Annotated in this window: 11 protein-coding genes; 2 read left to right on the forward strand and 9 right to left on the reverse strand. The window is 59.7% G+C overall.

Annotated features, from left to right (window positions below):
• Positions 1–679: 679 nt before the first annotated feature.
• Positions 680–1,873: a Na+/H+ antiporter NhaA gene (nhaA, locus tag JBO08_RS03165; RefSeq protein ID WP_065872403.1), complete on the reverse strand. Its 1,194-nt coding sequence runs from the start codon at positions 1,871–1,873 to the stop codon at positions 680–682.
• 216 nt (positions 1,874–2,089) lie between these two features.
• On the opposite strand from nhaA, the gene JBO08_RS03170 reads away from it, so the two are divergent.
• Positions 2,090–3,184, forward strand: a complete 1,095-nt coding sequence (locus tag JBO08_RS03170; RefSeq protein ID WP_065872402.1) for a PLP-dependent cysteine synthase family protein — start codon at positions 2,090–2,092, stop codon at positions 3,182–3,184.
• Positions 3,185–3,335: 151 nt separating this feature from the next.
• Here the strand turns inward: JBO08_RS03170 and JBO08_RS03175 are convergent, their stop codons facing one another.
• The 3 genes from JBO08_RS03175 to JBO08_RS03185 form a co-directional block, all read right to left on the reverse strand.
• Positions 3,336–4,949 carry an NAD(P)/FAD-dependent oxidoreductase gene (locus tag JBO08_RS03175; protein ID WP_065872401.1) on the reverse strand — a complete coding sequence of 538 codons (1,614 nt, stop codon included), beginning with the start codon at positions 4,947–4,949 and terminating at the stop codon, positions 3,336–3,338.
• A gap of 106 nt (positions 4,950–5,055) precedes the next feature.
• The gene (locus JBO08_RS03180) at positions 5,056–5,727 is read right to left on the reverse strand and encodes a COG3650 family protein (protein ID WP_065872400.1); all 672 of its coding nucleotides are present in this window, start codon (positions 5,725–5,727) and stop codon (positions 5,056–5,058) included.
• 95 nt (positions 5,728–5,822) lie between these two features.
• The gene (locus JBO08_RS03185; RefSeq protein ID WP_065872399.1) at positions 5,823–6,422 is read right to left on the reverse strand and encodes a short chain dehydrogenase; all 600 of its coding nucleotides are present in this window, start codon (positions 6,420–6,422) and stop codon (positions 5,823–5,825) included.
• 103 nt (positions 6,423–6,525) lie between these two features.
• On the opposite strand from JBO08_RS03185, the gene JBO08_RS03190 reads away from it, so the two are divergent.
• A complete protein-coding gene (locus JBO08_RS03190; protein ID WP_065872398.1) occupies positions 6,526–7,434 on the forward strand; it encodes a LysR family transcriptional regulator in 909 nt (302 codons plus the stop codon).
• Here the strand turns inward: JBO08_RS03190 and JBO08_RS03195 are convergent.
• The 5 genes from JBO08_RS03195 to JBO08_RS03215 all read right to left on the reverse strand — a co-directional run bounded on the left by JBO08_RS03195 (position 7,431) and on the right by JBO08_RS03215 (position 10,754).
• Entirely contained in the window at positions 7,431–7,916 is a 486-nt protein-coding gene (locus JBO08_RS03195) for a DoxX family protein (protein ID WP_065872397.1), read from the reverse strand. The genes JBO08_RS03190 and JBO08_RS03195 overlap by 4 nt on opposite strands.
• Positions 7,913–8,689 (reverse strand): DNA-binding domain-containing protein, encoded by a 777-nt coding sequence (locus JBO08_RS03200; protein ID WP_065872396.1) that lies wholly within the window; start codon positions 8,687–8,689, stop codon positions 7,913–7,915. The genes JBO08_RS03195 and JBO08_RS03200 overlap by 4 nt, the downstream gene beginning before the upstream one ends.
• Complete coding sequence (locus tag JBO08_RS03205; RefSeq protein WP_065872395.1) at positions 8,686–9,564, reverse strand: DUF692 domain-containing protein; 879 nt, start codon at positions 9,562–9,564, stop codon at positions 8,686–8,688. The genes JBO08_RS03200 and JBO08_RS03205 overlap by 4 nt, the downstream gene beginning before the upstream one ends.
• A 22-nt stretch (positions 9,565–9,586) precedes the next feature.
• Positions 9,587–9,883, reverse strand: a complete 297-nt coding sequence (locus tag JBO08_RS03210) for a DUF2282 domain-containing protein (RefSeq protein WP_012722651.1) — start codon at positions 9,881–9,883, stop codon at positions 9,587–9,589.
• Between the two features lie 169 nt (positions 9,884–10,052).
• Positions 10,053–10,754: an ABC transporter ATP-binding protein gene (locus JBO08_RS03215; RefSeq protein WP_010212366.1), complete on the reverse strand. Its 702-nt coding sequence runs from the start codon at positions 10,752–10,754 to the stop codon at positions 10,053–10,055.
• Between the last annotated feature and the right edge of the window lies 1 nt (position 10,755).

Below are 10,755 nucleotides of genomic sequence, written 5' to 3' on the forward strand. Positions count from 1 at the left end.
GTTTTTGGTTTTATGGGGTGTGGCCGGGTTGAACTGCAAAAAATGCAGGCAATAAAAAACCGCCTTAGTAGGGCGGTTTTTTATTGCGAACCCCATTATTGACGGGGCTGCGACTTCAAAGATGCATTGACCTGCAGCCGGGATAGTACCCCCGGTCACACTCTCATGCAAGGTTGAGAGAAAGTCGACGACGGCCATTCCTGAAGCTTTTCTGTTTCGATTTCTACTGCAAAAAATTGCAATAGATCTCATAAGCAATACTGGATATTTAACCACTTTTCGTCACACCTTTATTCGGGATATTCGTTAGGCTCCCCCCTGTTCTACGTTTGTTGCTTCTAGGCGAGCCGGGTACGCGCGCGAATTTTTGGACTGATCGCCACGGGCTAGTAATCCGTGCCGGATTCATGCGGGAAGCCCATCAACCCGGCCGCCTCAAAGATGCATTGACCTGCATCCAAAGGCTCACGTGTTCCGGTAAGTGCGCTGGAGGTAAGGCCCAACGTTAGGAGGGCCGAGTATGTCGAAGTTTGCACGACGTACGTGGAACCTCGTAGTGAATATCCTGCGTGTTTATCACGTGTGGGTATTCCTGCGGGACAGCTTCGATGACCTGTAAGGTCTGAGAAGTGGAGCCGCCTCGGTTTAATCCGAGGCGGCTTTTTGGTTTTAGGGGCTGTCAGTTCAAATCTGAAGTTACAGCCTTCTTGCGACTCGCCATTGCCGTCACCGCATAACCAATACACGCCGCCAATATCGAGCCGGTCAAAATTCCCATCCGGTCCTCCCCCGCGAACTCACTGGCACCCGGCACGAATGCCAGTGACCCCACAAACAAGCTCATGGTGAAGCCAATGCCGCACAGGATTGCCACACCAAACACCTGGCCCCAATTTGCGCCGTTCGGTAGGGCAGCAATGCCGGTCTTGATCGCCAGCCAAGTGAGCCCGAACACGCCGACAGTCTTACCAATCAACAGGCCCGCAGCGATGCCCATAGGCACATGGTGGGTGAAGCTTTCCAGGCTGACACCTGTCAGCGAGACCCCGGCGTTGGCGAAGGCGAACAGTGGCAGGATGGCGTAGGCCACCCACGGGTGCAGGGCGTGCTCCAGCGTGAGCAACGGTGACGGCTCGGCGTTCTTGGTGCGCATCGGGATGCAGAATGCCAACGTCACACCGGCGAGCGTCGCGTGTACGCCGCTCTTGAGCACACACACCCACAGGATCAGACCAATGATCAGGTACGGTCCAAGTTTGATAACACCCAGGCGGTTCATCGCGATCAGGGCAATCAAGCAGGCACCTGCACCTGCCAGGGCGGCGCCGGACAGGTCGGCGGAATAGAAAATGGCGATCACGATGATCGCGCCCAGGTCGTCAATAATCGCCAGGGTCATCAGGAACAGCTTCAGCGACACCGGTACGCGTTTGCCCAGCAGGGCCAGCACGCCGAGGGCGAAGGCAATGTCGGTGGCCATCGGGATCGCCCAGCCCGAAAGTGCCGCGGGGTAGTCCTTGTTGATCGCCCAGTAGATCAGCGCTGGCACCACCATGCCGCCGATGGCCGCTGCGCCGGGCAGCACCACTTGCGAGGGCTTTGACAGGTGGCCGTCGAGCAGCTCGCGCTTGACCTCAAGGCCGATCAGCAGGAAGAACAAGGCCATCAGGCCATCGTTGATCCAAAGCAAGGCGGGCTTGGCGATTTTCAACGCGCCAATCTGCGCCACTACCGGTACGTCGAGAAACGCGCTGTACAGGTGCGACAAAGGTGAATTGTTGACGATCAGGGCCAGGGCGGCTGCCGCGATCAACAACAGACCGCTGGCGGCTTCCAGCTGGAAGAAACGGGTGAAAGTGCTACGCAGAGGCAAGGGATGCTCTCCAATCCAGGTTCAATAGGTGGGTACCCTAACCCGTACCGTTGGTTGTTAAAACAAAAGTTATATTCTTATTTGTTATAAGCGGCGGTTCGCGTTGACGTTACGTCGAAGCCTAGCAATTACGCCCTCAATTGAGCCGGTACTGTATCTGTGTGGTGAGTAGGAAACCCCCTAAAATCAGGGCTTACACCTTTAGAGAAACTCTCCATGAACGACCAACGTCCCTGGGCCCGCGAAGCCATTCGTATCATTGAAGCAGACTTCCAGCGCAGCGCCGACACGCACCTGATTCCCTTGCCTCTGCCGGGGTTGCCGGGTATTGAGTTGTACTTCAAGGACGAGTCCAGCCACCCCACTGGCAGCCTCAAGCATCGGCTGGCTCGCTCGCTGTTCCTGTATGCGTTGTGCAACGGCTGGCTCAAGCCTGGCGCGCCGGTGATCGAAGCGTCCAGCGGGTCAACGGCGATTTCCGAAGCTTACTTTGCCGGTCTGCTCGGCTTGCCATTTATTGCGGTGATGCCGGCCACCACCTCCCAGGAAAAAATCGCGCAGATTGCTTTCTACGGCGGTAAAAGCCACCTGGTACAGGACCCGACACAGATCTATGCGGAGTCCGAGCGGCTGGCACTGGAAAGCGGTGGTCATTTCATGGACCAGTTCACCTACGCCGAGCGCGCCACCGACTGGCGTGCGAACAACAACATCGCCGAGTCGATCTTCCAGCAGATGCGTTTCGAGCAGCATCCGGAACCGAGCTGGCTGATCTCCAGCCCCGGTACCGGCGGCACCACAGCAACTCTCGGCCGTTATGTGCGCTATCGCCAGCATTGCACCCGTGTGTTGTGTGCCGATGCCGAACGCTCCGTGTTCTTTGATTTCTATCAGAGTGGCGACGCGAGTTTGCGCCTGGACTGTGGTTCGCGCATCGAAGGGATTGGTCGGCCACGGGTCGAGGCATCCTTTTTGCCAAAGGTGATTGATGCGATGGTCAAGGTGCCGGATGCGCTCTCGCTGGCGGCCATGCATTACCTTGCTGCACGGCTTGGACGGCGGGTCGGCGGTTCCAGCGGGACCAACCTGATTGGCGCGCTGGTGGCGGCGCAGCAGATGAAAGCGGCGGGGGAGTCGGGCTCGATCGTGGCGATTTTGTGTGATGGGGGTGAGCGGTATGCCACCACCTATTACGATCAGGCGTGGCTGGCGGGGCAAGGCTATGAATTGGTCGGGTTAATGGCGGCCGTTGCGGCCAGTGTGGAGCGGGGTGAGCCATTGCCCGAAACGATCTTGCGCGCAAATATCTGACCCGACACAACAACCAATGTGGGAGCTGGCTCGCCTGCGATTACAGACTGTCAGTCGCCGAATTTATCGACTGAACCATCACAATCGCAGCGATGCGGTGATCCGGCAAGCCAGCTCCCACCTTTGAATGGGGGCTGGCAGGGAGAGAATGTCAGGCCTCGATGCCCAACATATCTCGCGCCAACGCCTCGGCAATCCGAATCCCATCCACACCCGCTGACAGAATCCCCCCGGCATAACCGGCGCCTTCACCGGCCGGGAACAGGCCTTTCACGTTCAAGCTCTGCATCGATTCGTTACGGGTTATCCGCAGTGGCGACGAGGTGCGCGTCTCGATACCGGTCAACACCGCGTCGTGCAGCGAATAGCCCTTGATCTGTTTCTCGAACGCCGGCAACGCTTCGCGGATCGCCTCGATAGCGAAGTCCGGCAACGCCAGGGCCAGGTCACCGAGAGCAACGCCAGGCTTGTAGGACGGTTCCACACTGCCGATAGCGGTCGATGGCTTACCGGCGATGAAATCACCCACCAATTGCGCCGGGGCCTCGTAGTTGCTGCCGCCGAGGATGTAGGCGTGGGACTCCAGGCGTTCCTGCAACTCGATACCCGCCAGCGGGCCACCCGGGTAATCCACTTCAGGCGTGATGCCGACCACGATGCCGGAGTTGGCATTGCGCTCGTTACGCGAGTACTGGCTCATACCGTTGGTGACGACGCGACCTGGCTCGGAGGTCGCGGCAACCACGGTGCCGCCTGGGCACATGCAGAAGCTGTAGACCGAGCGGCCGTTCTTGGCGTGGTGCACCAGCTTGTAGTCGGCGGCGCCGAGTTTTGGGTGCCCGGCGTATTTGCCCAGGCGCGCGGCGTCGATCAGCGACTGTGGGTGTTCAATACGGAAGCCCACCGAGAACGGCTTGGCTTCCATGTAAACCCCACGGCCGTGGAGCATGCGGAAGGTATCGCGGGCGCTGTGGCCGAGAGCCAGGATCACATGCCTGGACAGGATCTGCTCGCCGCCATCGACCACCACGCCGTTCAACTGGCCGTCTTCGATCAGCACGTCGGTAACCCGCTGCTCGAAGCGCACTTCACCGCCCAGGGCGATGATCTGCTCGCGCATGTTCTCCACGACGCCGGTCAGGCGGAATGTACCGATATGCGGCTTGCTGACGTAGAGGATTTCTTCCGGCGCACCGGCCTTGACGAACTCGTGCAGGACTTTGCGACCGTGGAACTTCGGGTCCTTGATCTGGCTGTACAGCTTGCCATCGGAAAAGGTCCCGGCGCCGCCTTCACCGAATTGCACGTTGGATTCGGGGTTGAGCACGTTTTTGCGCCACAGGCCCCAGGTGTCCTTGGTGCGCTGACGCACTTCCTTGCCGCGTTCGAGGATGATCGGCTTGAAGCCCATCTGCGCGAGCAACAGCCCGGCGAAAATGCCGCACGGGCCAAAGCCCACGACGATTGGACGTTCTGTCAGGCCTTCCGGCGCCTGGCCGACCACGGTGTAGCTGACATCCGGCGCCGGGTTGACGTTGCGGTCATCAGCGAACTTGAGCAACAGGGCGGCTTCGCCTTTCACGTTCAGATCGATGGTGTAGATGAAACACAGCTCCGACGATTTCTTGCGGGCGTCGTAGCTGCGCTTGAACAGGGTGAAATCGAGCAGGTCATCACTGGCGATGCCCAGGCGCTGCACGATGGCAGGCCGCAGGTCTTCTTCGGGATGGTCGATGGGCAGCTTGAGTTCGGTGATTCGTAACATGACAGGATCCGGTAGGCGGCGGGCTCGGAGGCCGGCTGTTTTGCAAACCGGCGATTATAAGCCCCAAAGGCGGTTTCCCGTCATGTTAAAACAGCGCAGCGTGGAGTCAGTCGTCGCGTGAACCGCCGAACGACGCGCAACCGCGCTGTACCTGACCGTTGACGCGCAACTCGGCGGTCATGTGTTGCAGGCTGCCGCTCGCGCTGTCGATGCAACGTTGTGGGGCCACCCACAGTTCGACGCGCTGGTTGTTGGCTTCAGTCATCAGGTTGAAGCGGCCGTCACCGATCTGCTCTTCCACATAAGGCACTGCCAGTGGCGGCTGGCCTTCGCGCTCCAGTACCAGGCCCTTGGCGGTGACGTTCATTATCCAGGTCGGCTTGTGACCGTTGGCACGCAGGATCATGCGCTTGAAGTCCGGATCGTTGCAGGCCGAGGTCGAGCGTTCGACGCGATACAGCTGTTGCAGGTCCACGCTGCCCTGGGTGCCGCTGGCAACGCCGGAAAATTTGCCGCGCAGGTCGGCAAACAACGCGCCTTGCTGGCCGGCCAGGGAGGCCGCTTCCTGCAGGATGCTGGTGCCCCCGGTATCGTTGACCACGTAGTTGCGCTTGTCGTTGCACGGCTGGAACAGCAGTTTGTCGCCGACCGCCGTGAGTTCGCCCTGCATGCGGGTCAGCCCGGCAAGAGAAGGCTTGGCTGGGTCGCTGTCGAACATCTGGCAGGCGGCGAACAGGGGAAACAAGGCAAGTAGAGTAAGGGTATGAGCGGCGCGCATTATCGGTCTCCAGACAAGTGCCGCCACGTTACGCAGGCTGGCGTTTCATCACAACCCCGGCTGCCAGCTTCAGTCAAATCTGACAGGTATCCGATTCAACCCACGATAAAGGTCTGACCGGTCTGTAAACCTTCAACACTTTTTGCGTAGGCCAGCGCCACGTCGGCGGCTGGAGCTGGTTTGTAGCCGCGGAAATATGGCGCGTAACTGTCCATGGCTTCCAGCAGGACCGTCGGGCTCACGGAGTTGATGCGCAGGCCGCGCGGCAATTCAATTGCCGTCGCTTTGACAAAGGCGTCAATGGCGCCGTTGACCAGCGCAGCCGAGGCGCCGGTGCGGATGGGGTCGCGATTCAGAATGCCACTGGTGAAGGTAAACGAGGCGCCATCGTTGGCGTATTCACTACCGATCAACAGCAGGTTGACCTGGCCCATCAGCTTGTCACGCAGGCCCAGCTCGAAATCGCTTTCGCTCATGTCGCCCAGCGCGACGAAGTTCACACGGCCCGCCGCACAGATCAGCGCGTCGAACTTACCGGTCTGTTCGAACAGTTGGCGGATCGACGCGCTGTCGCTGATATCCACCTGGAAGTCGCCGCTGCTGCGGCCGATGCTGATCACTTCGTGACGCTGAGCCAGTTCCGCCTTGACTGCCGAGCCGACGGTGCCGCTGGCGCCAATCAATAGGATTTTCATGGTGCTGTTCCTCCAAGGGTAAGTGAGGGTTCAGTGTAGAGTGGCTTTTTAGGCAGATAAACGTACTAATGGGCAACCTTTGGTTTTAAAATGGAAACAATCCATGAGCGAAATGGATGACTTGGCGGCCTTCGCCGTGCTGATCGACGCCGGAAGTTTTACCGTGGCCGCGGAGAAACTGGGCTGTAGCAAAGGGCAGTTGTCCAAGCGAATCAGCCAGCTGGAAGCACAGCATGCCGTGGTGCTGCTGCACCGCACGACGCGCAAGCTCAGCCTGACTGCAGCCGGTGCGGCATTGCTGCCCCAGGCTCAGGCATTGGTGGTGCAGGTGGATCGCGCCCGTCAGGCGTTGGCCCGGCTAAAGGACGATCTGGCCGGGCCGGTGCGTATGACGGTTCCGGTCTCCTTGGGCGAAACCTTCTTCGATGGCTTGTTGCTGGAGTTTTCCAAGCAGTACCCGCAGGTGCAGATCGAGCTGGAGCTCAACAACAATTACCGCGACCTGGCGCGGGATGGCTTTGATTTGGGGGTACGCTCAGGCGCGATTGAAAACGAGCGCCTGGTGGTCAAGCCTCTGCTGGCCTGGCATGAAATGACCTGCGCCAGCCCGGCGTACCTTGAGAAGCATGGCGAACCAGAGACGCCGGCCGATTTGGCCGCCCACACCTGCCTGCTCAACAGCCACTACAGCGGCCGTGAAGAGTGGTTGTACCACCAGCAGCACGAATTGCTGCGGGTGCGGGTCAGCGGTACCTTTGCCTCCAATCACTACAATTTGTTGAAAAAGGCCGCGTTAGTGGGCGCTGGTATCGCGCGCCTGCCGTCCTACGTTCTGCCTGCGGAATTGGCTGACGGCCGCTTGCGCTGGCTCCTGCGTGATTATCAGACGCGGAGCATGCCAATGTACCTGGTGCATCCCTACCAGGGCGGCCTGCCGCGTCGCACCCAGGTGCTGGCTGACTACTTGGTGGACTGGTTCAAGCGCAGCGGCGAGGCCCTCGACCGACTCTAAGCGTAGCGACGCGCGATCAAGTGATCGATGGACAGGCGCCCCGGTCCTTTGGCTACGAGTAGCAAAAGCAGCGCAATCCAGGTGCCATGGGTCGGGTAGGCGTCCGGGTAGACGAACAGCTGAATCACCAGGGTCATGCCGATCAGGGCCAAGGCCGAGAAGCGCGTGGCGAAGCCCACCAGGATCAACACTGGGAAGAAGTGCTCGGCAAACGCCGCCATATGCGCCGCCACCTCCGGTGATAGCAGCGGCACGTGGTATTCGCTGCGAAACAACGGCAATGTCGAGGCGGCCAGTTTCGGTTCGCCCAGTTGGAAGGTGCCGCTGACCAAATCAATGACGAATCCTTCGACCTTGGTTTGCCCGGATTTCCAGAACACCGCAGCAATCGAAAAACGCGCAAGAAAGGCAGTCAAGCTGTAAGGGATTTGTTCGAAAAGCGCGATGGCCCGATTGATCAGGCCTGATGGACGAGTGTTCATGGCGATACCTTTTGTTCTGGATGCAAATGAGTAATGGCGTTGTGGCTGATCAGCAGCGTCAGGCATTGGTGCAGGTCGAACTCGGCCGCTGCGTCAAGCGCATGCTCCACGGCTTTTTCTAAGGTATTGCCATGGGCGAGGCTGTTGATAAACGCCACTGAGCCACTGTCGGTGGCAAATACCCTGACCTCCAGCCCCTGACGTATTACCAGCGCACTCTGGGCGTGCCAGGGATTCAGGGTGGCCAGGCCGCCTTCGGTCTGGTGCGCGGCCCATACCGCCACCACCGCGTAGGCAGAATTCAAGGTGGCAAGGGAGGGATGCAGCTGCAGGCGCAATTTCCCCAGGGCTGTTTGGCCTTGCAGTGCTTGAAGAACAGTCGGTTGGTCGAGTGGCTGGGTGTCCGCCGCGTGATAAGCGCGCACACGCAGTCGTTCCAAACGCGCCATATCGGCTAGGTAGGGCACGCTGGCGGCGGGCTCAAAGTCCTGGATAAATGCGGCGAGCGCACTGCCGTACCCGCTGATCAGCGGGCTGGTGGGTGGGCAAGCCTGGATAAACAGGCCGGTCATCGCACGGAAGAAGTCCTCGCCCACCAATTGCAATGTCACGGGGTAGGCCGTTGCGAGTGCGTTGATCAACGAGCTGTGCACATTGTTGCGATACACCGCAAAACGACTGCTCGGGTCGGCACCGTTGCTGCTGTACAGGCCATTGGGGCACGCCTGGTTCGGCGCCAGCAGCGCTGCGGCAAAGTCGTCATGAAGGCTCATGAAGTCACCTGCGACAGGTGCCATTGAGCCTGTTGAGCCTCGGCCAGCAATACACTGAGCGCGGGCACTTGGTTGTCCCGTTCGATCAGCGTGGCTATTGGGCCTACGTGCGCCAATACTTTTTCGTACAGCTGCCATACGGCGTTATCGATAGGCGCGCCGTGATCGTCGATCAACAAGCGATCACCGAGGCTGTCAGTGTCTTCGGCAAAACCGGCCAGATGAATCTCGCCCACCGCATGCATCGGCAGGCGGTCGATGTAGGCAACCGGATCGCGTTGATGGTTGATGCACGACACATAGACGTTATTCACGTCCAGCAGCAAACCGCAGCCAGTACGGCGGATGATCTCACTGATGAAGTCGGTCTCATCCAGGGTTGAGCGCTGGAATTGCAGGTAAGTCGACGGGTTCTCCAGCAACATTGGTCGCTTGAGGGTATTTTGCACGTGGTCAATGTGTTCGCACACCCGTTGCAGGGTCGCGCTGTCATAGGCCAAGGGCAGCAGGTCATTGAGAAACACCGGGCCGTGGCTTGACCAGGCCAGGTGTTCGGAAAAAGAGTGGGGTTGATAGCGTTCGATCAGCGTTGCCAACCGTGCAAGGTGCTCACGGTCCGGCGGGCCTTCTCCGCCGATGGACAGGCCTACGCCGTGCAATGACAGCGGGTACTGTTCGCGGATCAACCCCAGGTAGTAATGAAACGGGCCGCCATCCACCATGTAGTTTTCGGCGTGCACTTCAAAAAAACCGATGTCGGGCGAGGTCTGCAGCACTGCAATGAAGTGCTCATGCTTGAGCCCCAGCCCGGCCCGGCGTGGGAGGCCGGGCGCCTGAGCCTGGGAGACGGCTTGCAGGGATGAAAGGGTCATCATCAGTACTCAGGTTTTTCGAGGATCAGGACTTGGCAGTGAAGGCTGCTTCCTGGCCGAAGCCGGTCGGCGAGGTGGAGCTTGGGGTCTTGAGGCAGGTGCCGGCCGGAACCAGTTTCCAGGCGTTGGCCTGGTCCTTGGTTTTCGAGGTGCCGGCGCAGGAAGTGCCAGCACCTGCGGCGCAATCGTTCTTGCCGGCTTCGGCGACACCGAAGCACTTTTGCATGTCGTCGGCGGCGTGAGCGGTGGTGGTCAGGGCCGACAGGCTCAGCGCGGAACCGAGGGCCAGGACGAGGGTGGCAGCGGACAGTTTGGTGGTCATGGTGTCTCTCCAGTGGGGTGGGTTGGCGGGCTTGAATGCCTGCTTGTACCACTAGAGAGAGGGGGGTGGGGTTCGTTACAAATCAGCCGAAAATAGTTTCAAGCAACGCCATTCCAGAGATCACACGAAGCAAATGTGGGAGCTGGCTTGCACACACATTGAAAGCTGATCAGCCGCCGAGGTATGCCTCGCGCACCTTAGGGTCCGTCAACAACTGCTCGCCCGTACCCTGCATCACCACCCGGCCGTTTTCCAGCACGTAGGCACGGTCAGCAATCTTCAGCGCCTGGTTGGCGTTCTGCTCCACCAGGAACACCGTCACACCGTCCTTGCGCAGTTGTTCGATGATGTCGAAGATCTGCTGGATGATGATCGGCGCCAGGCCAAGCGAAGGTTCGTCGAGTAGCAACAGCTTGGGCTTGCTCATCAGCGCCCGGCCGATGGCGAGCATTTGCTGCTCGCCGCCGGACATGGTGCCGCCGCGCTGGCTGAAGCGTTCCTTGAGCCGAGGGAACAGGTGCAGCACCTTGTCCATCTGCTCCTGGTAGTCGCCCTTGTCGGTGAAGAACCCGCCCATGGCGAGGTTCTCTTCGACGGTCAGGCGCGAGAACACGCGACGGCCTTCCGGTACTACCGCAATGCTCTTGCGCATGATCTGCGACGACTGCTGGCCCACCAGTTCTTCACCCATGTAGCGGATGCTGCCGCTGTGGGCCTGCGGTGAACCGCAGAGGGTCATCAGCAAGGTCGACTTGCCGGCACCGTTGGCGCCGATCAGCGTCACGATCTCGCCTTGGCGCACTTCCACGTTGACGCTGTGCAGGGCCTGGATCTTGCCGTAGAAAGTGGAAACGTTTTCGAATTGCAGCATT

This window comes from Pseudomonas sp. LAP_36, assembly GCF_019456785.1.
In the GTDB taxonomy this organism is placed as follows: domain Bacteria; phylum Pseudomonadota; class Gammaproteobacteria; order Pseudomonadales; family Pseudomonadaceae; genus Aquipseudomonas; species Aquipseudomonas tritici.

Bases quoted from the DNA above. Each gene is read 5' to 3' on its own strand.
- JBO08_RS03170 (WP_065872402.1), top strand. From the start codon at position 2,090: ATGAACGACCAACGTCCCTGGGCCCGCGAAGCCATTCGTATCATTGAA.
- JBO08_RS03175 (WP_065872401.1), bottom strand. From the start codon at position 4,949: ATGTTACGAATCACCGAACTCAAGCTGCCCATCGACCATCCCGAAGAA.
- JBO08_RS03180 (WP_065872400.1), bottom strand. From the start codon at position 5,727: ATGCGCGCCGCTCATACCCTTACTCTACTTGCCTTGTTTCCCCTGTTC.
- JBO08_RS03185 (WP_065872399.1), bottom strand. From the start codon at position 6,422: ATGAAAATCCTATTGATTGGCGCCAGCGGCACCGTCGGCTCGGCAGTC.
- JBO08_RS03190 (WP_065872398.1), top strand. From the start codon at position 6,526: ATGAGCGAAATGGATGACTTGGCGGCCTTCGCCGTGCTGATCGACGCC.
- JBO08_RS03195 (WP_065872397.1), bottom strand. From the start codon at position 7,916: ATGAACACTCGTCCATCAGGCCTGATCAATCGGGCCATCGCGCTTTTC.
- JBO08_RS03200 (WP_065872396.1), bottom strand. From the start codon at position 8,689: ATGAGCCTTCATGACGACTTTGCCGCAGCGCTGCTGGCGCCGAACCAG.
- JBO08_RS03205 (WP_065872395.1), bottom strand. From the start codon at position 9,564: ATGATGACCCTTTCATCCCTGCAAGCCGTCTCCCAGGCTCAGGCGCCC.
- JBO08_RS03210 (WP_012722651.1), bottom strand. From the start codon at position 9,883: ATGACCACCAAACTGTCCGCTGCCACCCTCGTCCTGGCCCTCGGTTCC.
- JBO08_RS03215 (WP_010212366.1), bottom strand. From the start codon at position 10,754: ATGCTGCAATTCGAAAACGTTTCCACTTTCTACGGCAAGATCCAGGCC.